The 16,719-nt window shown below is 69.1% G+C and carries 17 protein-coding genes and 2 pseudogenes; 14 read left to right on the forward strand and 5 right to left on the reverse strand.

What is annotated here, in order from left to right:
• Positions 1 to 33: 33 nt before the first annotated feature.
• The 9 genes from AB0K03_RS14560 (at position 34) to AB0K03_RS14600 (ending at position 7,704) form a co-directional block, all read left to right on the forward strand.
• Positions 34 to 294: a hypothetical protein gene (locus tag AB0K03_RS14560; RefSeq protein ID WP_364684391.1), complete on the forward strand. Its 261-nt coding sequence runs from the start codon at positions 34 to 36 to the stop codon at positions 292 to 294.
• Positions 281 to 1,528 (forward strand): DUF2637 domain-containing protein, encoded by a 1,248-nt coding sequence (locus tag AB0K03_RS14565; protein WP_364684392.1) that lies wholly within the window; start codon positions 281 to 283, stop codon positions 1,526 to 1,528. The genes AB0K03_RS14560 and AB0K03_RS14565 overlap by 14 nt, the downstream gene beginning before the upstream one ends.
• Positions 1,529 to 2,291: 763 nt before the next feature.
• Positions 2,292 to 3,212: a zinc ribbon domain-containing protein gene (locus AB0K03_RS14570; protein WP_364684394.1), complete on the forward strand. Its 921-nt coding sequence runs from the start codon at positions 2,292 to 2,294 to the stop codon at positions 3,210 to 3,212.
• Positions 3,213 to 3,370: 158 nt separating this feature from the next.
• The gene (locus tag AB0K03_RS14575; protein WP_364684396.1) at positions 3,371 to 3,535 is read left to right on the forward strand and encodes a hypothetical protein; all 165 of its coding nucleotides are present in this window, start codon (positions 3,371 to 3,373) and stop codon (positions 3,533 to 3,535) included.
• A 119-nt stretch (positions 3,536 to 3,654) separates the two neighbouring features.
• Complete coding sequence (locus tag AB0K03_RS14580) at positions 3,655 to 4,701, forward strand: ParB/RepB/Spo0J family partition protein (RefSeq protein WP_364684398.1); 1,047 nt, start codon at positions 3,655 to 3,657, stop codon at positions 4,699 to 4,701.
• A gap of 342 nt (positions 4,702 to 5,043) precedes the next feature.
• Entirely contained in the window at positions 5,044 to 5,445 is a 402-nt protein-coding gene (locus tag AB0K03_RS14585; RefSeq protein ID WP_364684400.1) for a hypothetical protein, read from the forward strand.
• The gene (locus tag AB0K03_RS14590; RefSeq protein ID WP_364684402.1) at positions 5,442 to 5,846 is read left to right on the forward strand and encodes a hypothetical protein; all 405 of its coding nucleotides are present in this window, start codon (positions 5,442 to 5,444) and stop codon (positions 5,844 to 5,846) included. Before AB0K03_RS14585 ends, AB0K03_RS14590 begins: the two co-directional genes overlap by 4 nt.
• A 137-nt stretch (positions 5,847 to 5,983) precedes the next feature.
• The gene (locus AB0K03_RS14595) at positions 5,984 to 6,196 is read left to right on the forward strand and encodes a helix-turn-helix domain-containing protein (protein WP_364684404.1); all 213 of its coding nucleotides are present in this window, start codon (positions 5,984 to 5,986) and stop codon (positions 6,194 to 6,196) included.
• Complete coding sequence (locus AB0K03_RS14600) at positions 6,193 to 7,704, forward strand: tyrosine-type recombinase/integrase (protein ID WP_364684406.1); 1,512 nt, start codon at positions 6,193 to 6,195, stop codon at positions 7,702 to 7,704. The genes AB0K03_RS14595 and AB0K03_RS14600 overlap by 4 nt, the downstream gene beginning before the upstream one ends.
• Positions 7,705 to 7,790: 86 nt before the next feature.
• Here AB0K03_RS14600 and AB0K03_RS14605 read toward each other — a convergent pair whose 3' ends face one another.
• Positions 7,791 to 8,405, reverse strand: coding sequence for a hypothetical protein (locus tag AB0K03_RS14605; protein WP_364684408.1), 615 nt, complete (start codon positions 8,403 to 8,405; stop codon positions 7,791 to 7,793).
• Between the two features lie 698 nt (positions 8,406 to 9,103).
• On the opposite strand from AB0K03_RS14605, the gene AB0K03_RS14610 reads away from it, so the two are divergent.
• Entirely contained in the window at positions 9,104 to 10,972 is a 1,869-nt protein-coding gene (locus tag AB0K03_RS14610; RefSeq protein ID WP_364684410.1) for a ricin-type beta-trefoil lectin domain protein, read from the forward strand.
• Positions 10,973 to 11,070: 98 nt separating this feature from the next.
• Complete coding sequence (locus AB0K03_RS14615) at positions 11,071 to 12,045, forward strand: NAD(P)H-quinone oxidoreductase (RefSeq protein ID WP_364684412.1); 975 nt, start codon at positions 11,071 to 11,073, stop codon at positions 12,043 to 12,045.
• A 208-nt stretch (positions 12,046 to 12,253) separates the two neighbouring features.
• On the opposite strand, the gene AB0K03_RS14620 is transcribed toward AB0K03_RS14615, so the two are convergent.
• Together AB0K03_RS14620 and soxR are read right to left on the reverse strand one after the other, a co-directional pair.
• A complete protein-coding gene (locus tag AB0K03_RS14620) occupies positions 12,254 to 12,982 on the reverse strand; it encodes a hypothetical protein (protein ID WP_364684414.1) in 729 nt (242 codons plus the stop codon).
• Positions 12,983 to 13,098: 116 nt separating this feature from the next.
• Positions 13,099 to 13,530, reverse strand: coding sequence for a redox-sensitive transcriptional activator SoxR (gene soxR, locus AB0K03_RS14625; protein ID WP_364684416.1), 432 nt, complete (start codon positions 13,528 to 13,530; stop codon positions 13,099 to 13,101).
• Positions 13,531 to 13,589: 59 nt separating this feature from the next.
• On the opposite strand from soxR, the pseudogene AB0K03_RS14630 reads away from it, so the two are divergent.
• The 3 genes and pseudogenes from AB0K03_RS14630 to AB0K03_RS14640 form a co-directional block, all read left to right on the forward strand.
• A pseudogene (locus tag AB0K03_RS14630) lies at positions 13,590 to 13,748 on the forward strand (NAD(P)H-dependent oxidoreductase); the annotation flags it as partial.
• Between the two features lie 261 nt (positions 13,749 to 14,009).
• Positions 14,010 to 14,387, forward strand: a pseudogene (locus AB0K03_RS14635) (NAD(P)H-dependent oxidoreductase); the annotation flags it as partial.
• A 2-nt stretch (positions 14,388 to 14,389) separates the two neighbouring features.
• Entirely contained in the window at positions 14,390 to 15,043 is a 654-nt protein-coding gene (locus AB0K03_RS14640; protein ID WP_364684418.1) for a hypothetical protein, read from the forward strand.
• Positions 15,044 to 15,094: 51 nt separating this feature from the next.
• Here AB0K03_RS14640 and AB0K03_RS14645 read toward each other — a convergent pair whose 3' ends face one another.
• Both AB0K03_RS14645 and AB0K03_RS14650 read right to left on the reverse strand, forming a co-directional pair.
• A complete protein-coding gene (locus tag AB0K03_RS14645; RefSeq protein ID WP_364684856.1) occupies positions 15,095 to 16,279 on the reverse strand; it encodes an RNA polymerase sigma factor in 1,185 nt (394 codons plus the stop codon).
• A complete protein-coding gene (locus AB0K03_RS14650) occupies positions 16,267 to 16,608 on the reverse strand; it encodes a YciI family protein (RefSeq protein WP_364684858.1) in 342 nt (113 codons plus the stop codon). The genes AB0K03_RS14645 and AB0K03_RS14650 overlap by 13 nt, the downstream gene beginning before the upstream one ends.
• Positions 16,609 to 16,719: the final 111 nt, after the last annotated feature.

The following is a 16,719-nucleotide window of genomic DNA, read 5'->3' on the forward strand; positions in this document are numbered from 1 at the left end:
CGCCACCCGCTACCGCTCACCCAGGAGTCACCCGTGACCATCCCCCTGCGCCAGCTCGGCGCCGGACCCGAACCCGCCCAGAACCCTCCACAGCCGGTACGAGACTGGTTGACGGCGGCGATCACCGCAGCCGTTGTCACCGGCTGTCCGGACTGCCGCGACCTGCGGCCCTGCCCACCGCATGCGGCCGACGCCGTTCTCAACGCCTGCCGCCAGGAGCAGCTATTCATCGTGCCGGCCGCCGACGCCGACGCGATCATCGCCGCCGCCAGGAACGACCATGTCCGTCGATGACCGTCCCGCGCCGCACGGGCTCGCTGACGCGGGCGAGGATGCCCCCGGCGCTGCGGAGCCCAAGCCGGCCGTCCCGGATCCCGTCGACCTCCCGCCAAGCCGCATCGCGTGGCTCTCCGCCGGCACCGCGTTCATTGCCGGAATCACCGCGTCGGTCGCGGCGAACGTCGCCCACGCCGAGGACTCGCCAGGGGCGAGGACCGTGGCCGGCTGGGCACCGCTGGCACTGCTGCTAACCATCGAGGTCGTGCTTCGCGTACCGCCTCCGCGCCAGTGGTGGCTCGCCGCCCTGCGCTATCTGGGCACCGCCGTCGTCTCCGCCGTGGCCGCCATCGCCAGCTTCCGGCACATGAAGGGCCTGGCCCTCGCCTACGGCGAGGACCAGCTGACCGCGGCAACGTTGCCGCTCAGCGCCGATGGACTGATCTTCGTGGCTTCGCTGGCGCTACTCACCCTCGCTGAGCGGCGGCGTACCGCCGCCGAGACCCCCTCAGGCCGCGACGGCACCGACGGAGCCGAGGCGCCGGCAGCAGGACCGGCAGATGCAGCCGCCGCTCGGACGGCACCGACGACGGCAATGGAAGCACTGGAGGCGGTATCGCTGACGCCGGCACCGGCAGCACCGGCACCGGCGGCACCGGCACCGGCGGCACCGGCACCGGCGGCACCGGCACCGGCAGCACCGGCACCGGCACCGGCACCGGCGGCACCGGCGGCACCGGCACCGGCGGCGCCAGCACCGCCCCCCAGGGCGGCAGCGGAGACGGCATCGGCACCCCGCGCGGCAGCGGAGACGGCACCGGCGTTACCGGCAGCCGTAACGGTGCCGGCAGGTGCGCACAGGTTGGCAAAGGAAAGCGCGGAGCTCGCGGAAGTGATGGCCGCGACAGGCGGCAGCTCCCAAGACGGGATGCAGGCGGCTGTCGCGCTGGGGGCGGCGGCACCGCGGCAGCTGCCCGGATGGACGGCGCCGCCGCAAGGATTGCCGGTCCCACCGGCGGAAGAGACGCCTGAGCTGTACGCGCGTGCATACGAGTTGTTCGAGCGTTCGCTAGCCGACGGCCAGCCGATCAGCGGTGCCCGTCTGGGCCGCGAGTGCGGGCGCTCCGAACGGTGGGGCCGAGAGCGCATCGCCGAGGCGAAGGCCCGGCACGCTGCGCGTACGGGCAAGCAGAGAGCAGCAGGTGACCCCGGAGCCGGGCGTCAACAGACGCCGGTCAGCTCCGCCGCGTAGGTGTGCCTCGTACCCGGCGGAGCTCTGCGGAGCCGAGCCGCCCGCAATTCGCCCAGAAGTAAGAGAACTCCGCGCATGGCGTCTATACGGCCGCCGTGCTTGAATGTGTTCATGTGTTGCCCGTACCCATGGGTAGCTCACACCGGGCGGAGACCGGCGACTGCCGGGGGGCGTGGTCCGTGACGCCCGGTAGCGCTCCGGCGGAGGGCGCAGCTAAGGCCGAGCGCGGCGTGGTCTACGAAGCGCTCGGCCTTTGCTGGATACAGAAACCTTGCCGAACAGCAACAGCCTTCAGCTCGTGCGGTCTGGTTGCAACCGTGCACCGAGGAGTCGGGAGGCCGTCGCGTTGCTGCTGCGCGCATCACCGTGCGTTAGTGCAGCGAGCGGCGCGGTCGCCGCCGCGAGCACTGTGCCAGGCATACACTTCAGTGTCAGTAGCGGTTGCTCTGAGGCACTGCTACCGTATATACATAGCCAGCCTGCGTGAGTTGATCTCGTTACACGGACGGGTCTGCATACAGAGTCGGTGAGGCAGTAATCTCACACACGCTGCGGTTGGCCTTGTCGATAAGGGCTGGTCGCGGTACGTCGGCGCCACCGTTAGGTAACAACGGAGCGACGACGAAGCCGGCTTGGGCATCGCCCGATCATTCAGCGACGCATGCGGGCTGCATAACGGTGGCAAGGGGTGCGGCCATGTCCAGAGAGACGTGGCTGTCGGCTGGAGGTCATGTTGCGGTGCTACGGCTACGACGAGTCGGGCATGGTGATCATTCCGTCTGAGGCGGAGGTGATCCTCGACGTCGCGCGCCGGCTCCTGGCCGGAGAGACGATGACGTCGATCGTGGCTGACCTGCGCGCCCGGAAGGTCCCCACCGTCACCGGTGCCTTGTGGATGCATCACTCGATGACCCGGCTCATGGGCTATCCCCGCCTGGCCGGGCTGCGTGAACGCGAGGGCAAGCTCGTCAAGGCCGACTGGCCGGCGATCCTCACCCGCGCGCAGCACAAGAAGCTGACATCGCTGTTCAATGACCCCGAGCGGGGCCAGCCGCAGGCGACGAACACCCGCAAATACCTGTTGTCCGGCGGGTTGCTGAGCTGTGAGTTCCCCGTCCAGGACGACGAAGGCACCCACCCGTGCGGCAAGACCCTGTACACCCAGCCGTCGGCCAAAGGCACCCGCGGCTACGTCTGCCGATCCGGCAGCCCCTCCTACGGGTGCGGCCGGATCCGCATCGCCGCCCCGGCGCTGGAGGAGATCGTCGCCGCACGAGCTCTTGCCCGGCTGGCCTCCCCACAGGTGCTCGATCGGCTACGGCGAGCCGTCGGCGCGTTCGGCACCGACGGGTTCAGCATCGAGCAGGACCTCAAGGACCTCGACGATCGCCTGCGCGAGGCCGGTGAGCAGTACGCCCGCCGAGAGCTGAGCATGACGACGCTGCAGGCAATCGAGAAGCAGGGCAAGATCGAGCGTAAGCAACTGCTGGAGCGCGCCAAACAGGCGGACCGTCTCCTCAGCATGCCGGCGCCGGAAGCTCTGGCCGACTGGTGGGTCGATGCCTCCGTCGACCAGCAGCGCGAGCTGCTGTCACTCGTCCTTGATCACGTGAAGGTGAAGCCGGCCGCCCGGCGCGGGAATGTGCCGCTGGACACGGACAGGCTCGAATTCGTCTGGAAGTAGGCGAGAGTCACCTAAGGTCGATGTCCGGGTGTCCCCTGAGGACATAGGGACTGCGGCCGGTAGAAGATCGTTGATAGGCTTCTTTCCCTTGGGGTATGTGGGGCCGCAGTTGCTCTGTGGGACACACTTACACGCCAAGAGGACGGGGGCGTACCTGCGTGAGCCGGGACCGGGCCATACGCAAACTGAAGCTAGCGCAGCTGATCGAGCAGGAGATCACGTCCGGGAAGCTGCCCGATGCCAAGATCGACGAACGCGTCGTGAAACGTGCCGCGGAGCTGTTCGTCAAAGCTCCGCGCGGCAGGCGCAAGCCGCACGCCTGAGCGTCGCTCAACCTCGCAACCCGGTAGGCATCTGTATATCTTTTATTGACGCCAAGATCACCGCTTACTACAATGAATCTATACAGCAAAGACTTTGCTGATCATTGTGGGAGGACGAAATGACCGCCAAGCCGAACTTCAAGCAGATCGAGGTCGCCCGCATCGACCGCGACCCGGAGCAGCCGCGTAAGGAGTTCAAGCAGGAGGAACTCGACGAGCTGGCCGCGTCGCTGAAGGCCAACGGGCAGCTGCAGGCGATCGCCGTGCGCTACGACAAGACGAGCCGGCGCTACACGATCGTGGTCGGCGAGCGGCGGTGGCGAGCCGCTCAGCAGGCCGGCATCGAGAAGCTGAACGCGCAGGTGTTCGACATCGACGACGACCGCGCCTTCGAGCTTCAGATCGCCGAGAACGTCAACCGCCTCGACATGTCACCGATGGAAGAGGCGGCGGCCTATGACCTGCTGCACCGGCGCGGCTGGGATATCGCCCGGATCGCTGAGGCGTACGGCAAGACCGAACCGTACGTGCAGTGGCGCATTGACCTGCTCAACCTCAACCCGGACGCCAAGGACCTGGTCGAGAAGGGTCACCTGCCCATCAACGCGGCCTGGTACGTGTGCAAGCTGGACGCCGACACGCAGCAGCGATTCTTGGTCAAGTGGGCCCGCGGTGACTTCAAGAGCCCCCGGGACGCCGAGGAGTTCGCCAAGGCGTGCCGTCACGTGCAGGCTCAGGGTTCCTTCTTCACCCTCGACGAGTCGCAGCACAGCGAGGAGAAGCAGGAAGAGGTCGCCGCCGCCCGCCGCCGGGTCATCACGAAGATCGAGCGGCTGGCCGTGGCCGGCGAGATCCTGACCGAACTCGCCGGTACCGACCCGGCGGAGCTGGCGCAGGTCCTGGCCGGTGCCGACGGGGGAATCGCGGCCTACCAGGAGCGCATCAGCCACCTGCAGGCCGCCGCGGGCAAGACAGTGACGGTGTTGCGCAAGGCCGCCGCGATCGCCGCGGCGGTCACCATCGACATCGACCCCGCCGCTGTCGCCGTCGCCGGCAGCGAGGGCCAGCCGGACACCGCCTCGACCGACGGCTCCGGCCACGACAGCGCCGCCGAGGAAGAGGCCGGCGAGCGCTCCGAAGCCGATCTCGCCTTCGCCTCCGCCTGACCGCCAAACGCGATGACCGCACGGTGGCACTGTCGGACCGATATATACGGCCGCAGTGCTACCGTGTATGGTCGTTGATCGTGGGTGATGGCTGGACCGCCATCACCCTGGCCGGTCCCCCTGCCTTAAGAGCGGCGCAACCGCGCCACCTGACCAGGAAACGGAAACCGCCATGCACACTGCACCACCCACCGCGAGCCGGCTCGCGCCACTGCGACCGGCGATCAGCCCAACCACCAACTGCCCCTCGACCGCCGCGTACAAGCGGGTCGATAGGCCATGAGCACCGGACCCATGCTCCTGGCCCCTCTTCCGGCCGCCGACGCCGCCGAGTTGCGCCGCATGGCCATCGCCGCGGCCAGCCGCGCCGCGGCACAAGAAGGTCTGCCGCTCAACCGGGTGGTGATCGGGCGGCTCGTCGATGCCGTCGTCGACGGTCTCGCCCACCGCCTCCTGACCCGCGGCTTCCAGCTGGCCTGTGACCGGGCCGAGGAGTACATCGCCGAGATGGATCAGTACCTGCTCGTGCCGGCACGCCGACGGGCCGCCGCAGGCCTCGACGCGGCGGGCACCCTCGACACGCATCTGCAATACGTCCAAGGGATGCGTGACCTGCACTCCGGCGTGCGGGCGACGTTGGACCGGCTCGCACGAGGCAGCGGTTCAGCCGACGGGGCGGGCACCGCTGGTTCGGCGCTGATCGTCGAGCACCTTCCCCGACCACTGCTGCGAGAGACGACGTGACCGTGCACCTGTTCACCTGCCGCTACCAGCGGTTCCGACCCGACATGGGGACACCCGTACGGACCACCGCGGGGTACCCGAGATTCACCCTGGGGTACGAGCTGGCGGGCCACGCGCGTCTCATCAGCCCGACCTGGGCGATGGTGTCGATCAACGACGAGGCAACCTACCGCGGCCTGTACCGGCAGATGCTCGACGCCCGCGGTGTCGACGCCGTCCGCGACGAACTCCAGGCCATCGCCGACCAGGTGCCCGATCCGCGCCTGGTGCTCCTGTGCTTCGACGACCTGTCGAAGCCCGACGGATGGTGCCACCGACGCATGTTCGCCGACTGGTGGACCGAGCACACCGGCACCGAGGTTCCCGAACTCGCCGAGCCGCCCATCGCGAGCCTGTTCTGAAGCCGAGCGGGTGCCGGACGGCGTCATCCGTCCGGCACCCGCCCGGTACCGCTTGACCGGCCCTGGCACACGCCTGGCAGCTACCGCCAGGGCCGCACTCCCCTCGTCCAACACAACGCTGAGGAGCGCCCATCATCATGGCTGCTACGCCTGCTGATCGGAACCCCGCACCCACCGACAAACTGACGGTCCCCCAGGTCTGCGAAGAACTGAATATCGAGCGATCGACCTTCTACCACTGGCGTCAGACGCATCAGGCGCCCCGCTGCATCAAACTGCCCAACGGACAGATCCGCGTCCTGCGCAGCGACCTCGACGCCTGGATCGACGGCATGAAGGAAGCCGCATGAGCCCCCGACGAGCATCGAGAACCGGTGTTCCCGGGCGCGAGCTCAAGCTGAGCCTCAAGGTACGGATCCAGGGAATCCTCGAGAACGTCAACAAGCCCAAGATCGGCAAGAATGGCAAGCCGGGGAAGCCCTCGAAGACCTACACCGCACGGTGGGTCGTCGACACCGAACCGCACCGCCTCACCTTCGCCACCTGGACCCTTGCCGACGCCTGGCGCAACGAACTGCTCGGTTACCAACGTCGCGGGATTCCCTTCGACGTCGAGTCCGGCCTTCCGGAGCCGCTTGCTCGCAAGGCCGCCTCGAAGTCCTGGTACGAGCACGCGGTTGCGTTCGTCGACATGAAGTGGCCCGACATCGCCCCGAAGTCTCGCTCGTCGATCGCCGAGAGCCTGTCGCGAGCGACCACGGCCCTCACGACCAGCACCCGCGACGCCCCTGATGCGAAGCTGCTTCGCCAGGCCCTGGAGCACTACGCCTTCAACACGGCGGCCCGTGCCGCCGGGCCGCCGCCCGAACCGCTGGCCGCGGCCGTCGAATGGATCAGCCACAACACCGTGGCGATGACGGACTTCGACGATCACACACAGGGTTCAGCGCTCGTCCGGGCTGCGCTCAACCGCATCGCCGTGCGAGTCGACACGGGTAAGCAGGCAGCAGCGAATACCGTGGCTCGCCGGCGAGCCGTCCTGCACGCCTGCCTGGACTACGCCGTCGAGCTGGGCATACTGCCGGCGAACCCGCTCAAACGAGTGAAGTGGTCCGCACCGAAGTCCACCACCGTCGTAGACCGGCGCACGGTCGTCAACCCAACCCAGGCCCGGCGATTCCTCGAGGAGGTCGGTAAGACGGGCCGGCAAGGGCCACGGCTTGTCGCGTTCTTCGCACTCATGTACTGGGCGGGTCTGCGCCCGTCTGAAGCCCTTCACCTCAAGCGGAGCAACCTGCTGAGTCTCCCGAGCAAAGGGTGGGGCGAGGGACTGCTCACCCGGTCAAACCCTCGCGGCGGGCGGCGATGGACCAACGAAGGCCGGTCCCGGGAAGAGCGACAGCTCAAACACCGGGCCCAAGGCGACACCCGGCCGTTCCCCATCCACCCCGAGCTGGTGAGCGTCCTGCGCACTCATATCGACGAGTTCAAGATCGGACCCGATGAACTGATCTTCCTCGGCCCCCGCGGCGGGCTCCTCGCCGAATGGGTCTACCTCGAAACCTTCCACACCGCCCGCGAAGCGGCACTCACACCATCCGAAGCAGCCTCACCGCTGCTCGACGTCCCCTACAGCCTGCGACACGCCTGCGTGTCGACCTGGCTCAACGCCGGCGTTCCCGCCACCCAAGTGGCCGAATGGGCAGGCCACAGCGTCGAAGTCCTACTCCGGGTCTACGCCAAGTGCCTCGTGGGCCAGGACGAAGTGGCCCGCCGACGCATCGAGGGAGCCACCCAACCGCCGGACGAGGAACCACCTGAGAATGATCCTCAGACCAACAAGCCCGACAGCGAGTAGCAGGGCCAGCCATACGCGCCGAGGGTGGAGGCACGCAGGCCCGATCGGATTTCAATCGACCCGGCCCGGCCTCCACCCGGCCTTGCTCAGCCCGCCCTCCGGAGCTGCTCGCCCTTGAACCACGACACGAACAGCCGGCCGAGCTCCTTCCAGTCCTCAACAGACGCTCGCTCGTCGGCGTGCAGGTCAAGGCACTCATCGACCGTCCAGCCCTCAAGGGTGATGTAGGGCTCAGTCCACTGGGCCCGTTGCCACGCAGCCCGGACGACCTGTCTTCCTTCGGCCTTGCCGACCCCGATCCAGAACAGATTCCCAGGATCGGGCGCACGCCCAATGCTCGGGAACTCCGCCGCCCGCGACCAGCGTCGCCACGCGTGGTTGAAGGCGAACTCCAGATCCATCTTGCTGCTGGAGACGGCGTCAACCCCCTGTGCCAGCACGCCCAGGGCGACCCCCTCAACTACATGCCGAATCTGCTGGTCCTTCGACTCCATGACGACGATGCTAGCCAGCATGATGTTGATCGCGGCCGCGCAGAGCCGCTCGGCCGGTCCGACTATGCCGATGAGACCCGAGCAGCCGTCCGTAACAGACGGTGATGAACGCAAGGGCTCAAGCGCGAGGCTGGACCCGAACTTGCCGACACGTATACGACACGGACACTCGTGAAGGCCCGTTTTCAGCCGTTGATAGCTGGACACCTGCACCGCTTCAGATGACCCTGATACAACGCCGCCGGGTGCCGCGCGGAGCGCAAAAGCGCAGGTAAAGCGCGGTGTCAGTCGATCAACGGGCCGGAGGGACGCGGAACGCCTTGCTGGTTTTCAAGACCGGCGCCATCGGCCACTAGGCGAGCCCTCCCGAGCGCGGCGGTATTCAGTCTGCCAGATCGGCTCACGAGCCGCGGAACGGACACCGGTGCGCCGGGCTGCCGTCGCGGCCGGCCGTCGTTCCGCACGGGGATGAGGGCTCGCGCGGCGGCAAGGGCATGGGATCCGGCCCGGCGCAGGGGGGACCGGCTGGGGCGGCGCAGACGGCGGGGCCCGGCCGGCGCGCCCCCGCGCTGACCGGGCCCCTGTTCTGGGGGACGGTGACATGTGTCAGCAGTCTGCGCCTCCGTAAAACCGCAGCTCAACGCTGCTAAGGAAGGCGTAAGGAAGATCGAGCGGGCCGGATGGATCGGGTGGCCGAACGGCTGGAATGTGCCCGGATTCTGTTATGGGCCGCCGAACCGCTTAAGTGAAACTTATTTTAAGCCTCTTAACATGTGGCTGAGCTGCTGAAACACCGTGATTGGCCAGCTCGGGGACGGTTGACATGCCATAGACGGGGATGTTTATCGTTCGCTGCCTTACCCATCCCGGCCAGGCCCCCACCTGCGGTCAAGGGAGTCCCCACCATGCGCACTGTCGGAAAGAGAGCCGTCCTCGCGGGCGCGGTGAGTGCCGCGCTGCTCAGCGCCGGCGCCGCCGTGGCGCTCGCACCGTCGGCGTTCGCCGCGAACGAGCCCGTCCAGATCTACCTCACCACCACCAGCGACGGCGGTGGGCGTACGGTCACGCGCGGCCTTCAGCAGCAGACCCCGATCTCGTTCGCGTCGAGCACCGGGGGCGCCAACCAGACCATCACGGTCAACGAGAACACGACGTACCAGCAGTTCGAGGGCGGCGGCGCGTCGTTCACGGACACCGCGGCGTGGCTCATGAACGGCAGCGGCGCGCTGTCCGCGGCCACTCGCAACGATGTCATGACCAAGCTGTTCAGCCCTTCCGGCGGCATCGGGGTCAGCGCCGTCCGCAATGTCATCGGGTCGTCGGATCTGGCGCGGTCCAGTTACTCGTACGACGAGACGTGTTGCGATCTCAACGATTTCTCGCTGAGCCGCGACACCGACGTGATGGCCCTGACGAAGCAGGCGCGCGGGCTCAATCCCCAGCTCGCGCTCTTCGCCTCGCCGTGGTCCGCGCCGTACTGGATGAAGGACAACAACTCCTACAACCAGGGGTACCTGAAGGCCGAGTACTACAAGACGTACGCGCAGTACTTCGTCAAATACCTGCAGGGGTACGAGGCTCAGGGCGTACACGTCAATTACGTCACGGAGCAGAACGAGCCCGGATGCTGCGCCGGATATCCGTCCATGCAGTGGCCGGTTTCCGGCCTGCAGTCGTTCGCCAAGAACGACCTGCTTCCGGCCCTGCAAGGGGCCGGTCTGAGCACGAAACTGCTGGTACACGACTGGAACTACAGCGATTACGACACGTGGGCCGCGCCCCTGGTCAACGACGCGGCGATCCGCAACCACCCCAATTTCGGCGGCGTCGCCTGGCACGGTTACGGCGGCGATCCGAGCAAGGCTTCATCGGTACGGGCGCAGTACCCGTCCATGAATCAGTACTTCACCGAGCACTCGGGCGGCACCTGGGTCACGAACCAGCACGCCGAGGACATGAACAACCTCATCGACTACACCCGTAACTGGGCGCGGTCGTGGACCAAATGGAGCCTCGCGGTCGACCAGAACATGGGGCCGCACAACGGCGGCTGCGGCACCTGCACCGGCCTGATCACGGTGCACAACGGGGACGGCCGCAGCGGGCAGGTCGATTACACCGTCGAGTACTACACGATGGGCCACCTCACCAAGTTCGTGAAACCGGGCGCCGTACGCATCGACTCCACCGCGAACAGCACCGTCAAGAACGTCGCGTGGAAGAACCCGGACGGGTCGAAGGCGCTCATCGCGTACAACACCAGCGGCAGCACGCAGACCGTCAAGGTGAACTGGGGCAGCCAGTCGTTCGTCTACAGCCTGCCCACCCGTACCTCGGCGACCTTCACCTGGACCGGCAGCCAGAGCGGCACCGGTACGCCGTCCGGCCGGACCGGCGCGATCACCGGCCTGGGCGGCAAGTGCCTCGACGTCACCGACGGCTCCACCGCGAACGGCAACCTGCCGCAGATGTGGACGTGCTTCGCCGGCTCCACCAACCAGACGTGGACGATCGGCACCGACGGCACCGTTCGCGGCCTCGGCAAGTGCCTCGACGTGGCCAACAACGCCACGACTGACGGCGGCACCGTGCACCTCTGGGACTGCATCGGCACGGTCGCGACCCAGAAGTGGCAGATCTCCAACGGCGCGATCGTCAACAGCGCGTCGGGTAAATGCCTCGACGTGAAGGACAACAACACGGCCGACGGCGCGAAACTGCAGATCTGGTCGTGTACGGGCGCCGCGAACCAGCGCTGGACCGTGCCCGCGTAGGGGCGGCCGGCGACGACGGGACGGCTCGCGGGTGGCGGTGGTGCCACCGGCGAGCCCTCCTCCGTTTTCTGTCACACCCCTCGGGCAAGCTTCATCCCATGCACGCCATCGTGATCGAGAAGCCGGGCGGACCCGAGGCACTGGTCTGGGCCGAGGTCCCGGATCCCGAGCCCGGCCCAGGGGAGGTCGTCGTCGAGGTCACCGCCGCGGCCGTCAACCGTGCCGACGTGATCCAGCGGCAAGGCCACTACCCGCCGCCGCCCGGCTCCCCGCCGTACCCCGGTCTCGAATGTTCCGGCGTGATCGCCGCGACCGCGCCCGACGTGACGGACCACCACGTCGGTGAGCGGGTCTGCGCTCTGCTGGCGGGCGGCGGCTACGCCGAGCGCGTCGCCGTGCCGGCCGGCCAGCTGCTCCCGGTGCCGCAGGGCATGTCGCTGCAGGAGGCGGCGGCGCTGCCCGAGGTGGCGTGCACCGTCTGGTCCAACGTCGTGGACATCGCCCGCCTCCGCAAGGGCCAGACCCTGCTCGTGCACGGCGGGGGCGGCGGCATCGGCACCTTCGCGATCCAGCTCGGCAAGGCCCTGGGCGCCACCGTCATCGTGACCGCCCGCGAAGCCAAGCACGAGCAGTTGCTGGCGCTCGGCGCAGATCTTGCCGTCGACTACACCATCGGCGACTTCGTCCAGGCGACCCGCGACTTCACCGAGGGCCACGGCGCCGACGTCATCCTCGACATCATCGGCGCGAAATACCTCGCGCGGAACATCGACGCCCTCGCCACGGACGGTCACATCGTCACGATCGGCATGCAGGGCGGCCGCAAGGGCGAGCTCGACTTCGGCGCCCTCATGGCCAAGCGCGGCACGGTCGCCGCGACGACGCTGCGCGCCCGCCCGGTCCCCGACAAGGCGCGCATCGTGCGCGGGGTCCGAGACCAGGTGTGGCCGCTCGTCGACGCGGGCGCCATCCGGCCCATCATCGACCGCACGCTCCCCATGCGCGACGCCGCGGACGCCCACCGCCTCATGGAGTCGAGCGACCACCTGGGCAAGATCGTCCTACTCCCGTAAGCCGGCGCCGAAGCTGCCCCGGGCCGGGCCGGGCCGGGCCGGGCCGGCCGATTGGGCTCTGGTCGGGCCGGTTGGGCTCAGGCCGGGCCGGTCGGGCTCTGGTCGAGCCGGTTGAGCTCAGGCCGGGCATGCGTCGCTCGGTCCTGCGGCGCCAGTGCGTGGGCCGGTCGGCCCGGACGTTTCCGGGCCGACCGGCCGCCCGGCGAACTCAGACCTGGATGTTGACGATGCCGGAGAAGACCCGCAGCCGCCACGTGCAGCTGGAACCGGTAGCCACGCCGAAGAAACCGCTCCGGCCGCCCTCGTGGCCGTTGAGCGTCAGCGTGCCGGTCTCCTTGTCGGACGTCGTCACGTACTCGTAGCCGTCCGTCTTGCCCTCCCACGTCATGATCACGTACGGGAAGTCGGAGCCGGTGCAGTCCCAGGACACGATGGCCTTGTAGTCGACGGTCGGTACCTTGATCGTCGGGCTGGTCCACTGGTTCGAGGGCTCGGACCAGTCGGCGATCTGCTTGGACCGGCGCTGCACGACCTGGACGGCGTCGAGACGGGCGGCGTTCTTGCGGGCCGCGGTGCCGGCGAAGACCGCCTTCCAGGTTCCCGTGGTGTCGGCGACGTAGCGGCGGGTGAAGTTGCCTGCGTCGTTGGTGTTCGCGTAGCCGCGGTACGTGAAGGCGGTCGACGCGGTGCCGGCCTTGCGGAAGTAGAAGCTCACCTTGCCGCGGTTGCCGGTCGCGCCGAGCCAGACGCGGCCGGTCAGTGTCACGGTCGAGCCCTTGAGCGCGGGCTCGGGCGTCGCGTTGAAGGTCATCTTGACGGCGGTCTGGGCGGCCGGTGCAGCCGGAGCTGCCGGTGCGGCCTGGGCCGTTCCCGCGGTGGCGACGAGGGCGGTCGCGGTGGTGAGCAGGGTCAGGAACAGGGACGGCTTGCGACGCATGAAACGGGTGGCCTTTCGGGCTTGTTCACTGTGGTATGTCCGAAGTGTCACAGCCGTGCGCGGCCACGTCGAGGACGGCGGCGCACAACCACCGTGTCCGGTTCGCCCGAATGGTGTCAGTCGCCGATCAAGCGGCGGGGACCCGCACCCAGTCGGCCCAATTCGTCGCCGGGATTGATCAGCGGGCAGCGGTCGATCGACATGCAGCCGCAGCCCACGCAGCTGGTGAAGTCGTCGCGCAACTGCTGCAGGTGACGCATCCGCCGGTCGATCTCGGCCTGCCAGCACTGCGACACCCGGGCCCAGTCCCCCCGCGTCGGGGTGCGGTTGTCCGGCAGCACCGCGAGGACCGCCGCCACGTCCTTGAGCGGGATGCCGACCCGCTGGGCGATGCGGATGAACGCCACCCGGCGCAGCGCGTCGCGCCGGTAGCGGCGCTGGTTGCCGGCGGTACGGGTGCTGGTGATCAGGCCTTGGCGTTCGAAGAAGTGCAGGGCCGACACCGACACCCCGCTGCGGGCCGCGAGCTGGCCGACCGTGAGCTCCATCCCCCGCATCCCTTCGCCGCTTGACCTCAACATTAGTTGGGGTTCTAGCGTCGGCGGGCATGGACACCACGCCGCTTCGCCTCGCCGTCATCGTCGGCAGCACCCGGGAGGGCCGGTTCGGGCCGACCGTCGCCGCCTGGATCGCCGACCTGATCGGCCGGCGACCCGACCTGAAAGCCGACCTCATCGACCCCGCCGACACCAATCCACCCGACAGCCACAAGACCGATGACCACCAGGCTGGGAGTGCCCAGGCTGGGAGTGCCCAGGCCGGCAGTGGCCAGGCTGGGAGTGGCCAGGCCGGCAGTGGCCAGGCTGGGAGTGGCCAGGCTGGGAGTGGCCAGGCCGGGAGTGGCCAGGCTGGGAGTGGCCAGGCTGGGAGTGGCCAGGCTGGGAGTGGCCAGGCTGGGTGCGGCCAGGCCGGCAGTGGCCAGGCTGGGAGCGGCCAGGCCGGCAAGACGGCCGGCGGGACCGTCACGGAAGCGCTCGGGCTCGCCGACGGGTTCGTCGTCGTCACGCCCGAGTACAACCACAGCTATCCCGCGCCGCTGAAGGCGCTGATCGACGGTCACTTCGGCGAGTGGCGGGCCAAGCCCGTCGGGTTCGTCTCGTACGGCGGGATGTCCGGCGGCCTGCGCGCCGTCGAGCACCTGCGCCCGGTCTTCGCCGAACTGCACGCCGTGACCGTGCGGGACACCGTCAGCTTCCACGGCGCCCGTCAGTGCTTCGGGGCGGACGGGCGTCCCGTGGACCCGGGCAGCACCACCGCGGCGGAGCGCATGCTCGACGGGCTGGCCTGGTGGGGGAACACCTTGAGGGACGCCCGCGTGCTGCGCCCGTACCCGATGGGAGCGTGACGATGCAGATCAGTGACCGGATTCCGGACCCGGCGCGAGACGATGCCCGGTTTGTCGTCTCCGGTGAATGGGCGGCGACCGGCCAGGAGGCGGCGGCCGGCCAGGAGGCGGCGGCCGACCGGGAGGCGGCGGCCGCGGCCGTCGTGGACGCGTGGCGGGCGCAGCCGTGGCCGGAAGGCCTGCTCTCGTACTCGATCTACCTCGATGCCGACGGCGACCTCGTCCGGGACTATGCACAGTGGACCGGCGAGCCGGCGGTCCCGGATGTGCCCGGCGTCGCGCGCCGCGACCATGCGGAATACCGGCTGTATCGCGGTTCGCGGAAGGGCGGCGTTCCCGGCGCGTTCGTCGTCGTGCGCGTCGACACGGACAGCGCCGATCTGTCCCGGACGTGGGTGGACGCGGTCTTCGACGCGCTGGCGCACGACGAGGATCTGCCTCCGGGTGGCCTCGGCGCGTTCTTCCACATCAGCACGGACGGCACGCGGGTGCTGAACTACGCCGAGTGGGAGAGCGCGGAGGCGCACCGTCAGGCCCTCACGGCGACCGGTCGCGGGATCTCGAACGGTCCGTTGTGGGACAAAGTCCAAACCATGCCGGGGGTACGGCCGCAGAGCGTCACCCGGTTTCACCTGTACGCGACGCTGACGCCTTGACGAGATGAAGCGCGACCGCGTCCCGGACCGCCGCCTCCTCCGGCATGGGGGTTAGTCTGCTCCGCGCGCCGCGAGCAGGTGCCGGCGTTCGGCCTCGTTGTGGGTGAGTTCCGCCGCACGCTCGTACGCCCGCGCCGCCTCGGCCGTACGCCCCAGCCGGCGGAGCAGGTCGGCGCGGACCGCGTGGAAGACGTGGTACCGGTCGAGGCCGAGCCCGTCGACGATCTCCAGCGCGGACGCCGGACCGGTGACCTCGGCGACCATGACGGCCCGGTTCAGCGCCACGACCGGCGTCGGGGCGAGCGCCGTGAGCTGGTCGTACAGCTGCAGGATCGCCGGCCAGTCGGTGGCCGCGGCGGTCGGCGCGGCGCTGTGCACGGCGTTGATCGCGGCCTGGAGCTGGTACGGCCCCGGCCGGCCGCGGCGTACGCACGCCCGCACGATCCGCTGTCCCTCGGCGATCAGCGCGGTGTCCCACCGGGAGCGGTCCTGGTCGCCGAGGCGTACCAGCTTGCCGTCCACTGTGGTGCGTGCGGGGCGGCGTGCGGCGATGAGGAGTTGCAGCGCCAGCAGGCCGGACACCTCCGGCTCGTCCGGCATGAGAGCCGCCAGCATCCGGGTGAGCCGGATCGCCTCGGCGCACAGGTCGTCGCGGACGAGGGCGGGGCCGGTGCCGGCCGCGTACCCCTCGTTGAAGATCAGGTAGAGCACGACCAGGACCGGCCGCAGCCGGTCCGGCAGCTCGGCTTCCTCCGGCACCCGGTACGGGATGCCGGCGTCACGGATCTTCGCCTTGGCCCGGACGATGCGCTGCGCCATCGTGGCCTCCGGCACCAGGAAGGCGCGCGCGATCTCCGGTGTGGTCAGCCCGCCGACCAGCCGCAGCGTGAGCGCCACCTGCGCCTCCTGCCGCAGCGCCGGGTGACAGCAGGTGAAGATGAGCCGCAAGAGATCGTCCTCCTCCGAGGTCCGGCCGCCGCGCAGCCGCAACGCCTCGGCCTCCTTCGCGCCCCGGGCCGCCTCCCGGCGGAGGTGGTCGACGGCCCGGTTCCGCGCGGTCGTGATGATCCAGCCGGCCGGGCTGGGCGGCATCCCCTCGCGCGGCCAGCGGTCGGCCGCCACGGCGAAGGCGTCCTGCACCGCTTCCTCGGCCAGGTCGAGATCGCCGAGGTAGCGGGTCAGGACGGCCACCGCGCGCCCGTACTCCGCGCGGTAGACCTCGGTCAGCCCTGGAATGGCCGGACCTCCACCGGCAGCGTGGTGATCGCCGCCATCCGCCGCGCCCAGTCCAGCGCGCCGTCGAGGTCCGGCGCCCGGACCACGGTGAAGCCGCCGAGGTGTTCCTTGCCCTCGGTGAAAGGGCCGTCGGTGAGCATGGTCTCGTCGTCGCGTACGCGCACCACGGTCGCCGTGCCGGGCGGGCAGAGGCCCGCCGTGAACACGAATGCTCCGGTGTCGTGCATTTCCTGGTTGAGCTCGGCGAGCCCGCGCATGATCGGTTCGAGGAACTCGGGCGCCGGCGCCGGTCCGTCGGGCTGATACAGGCTGAGCAGGTACGTCTTCACATCCGCCTCCTTGGGATATGTGTTCTTCACGCCCTACACGAACGGCGGTCGCCCGAAATCGACAGCGGCCCCGGATGGATTTTGCCCATTCCACGGAACTGCGCCGTACAT

The organism is Actinoplanes sp. NPDC049316 (assembly GCF_040677315.1).
Classification (GTDB): Bacteria; Actinomycetota; Actinomycetes; order Mycobacteriales; family Micromonosporaceae; genus Actinoplanes.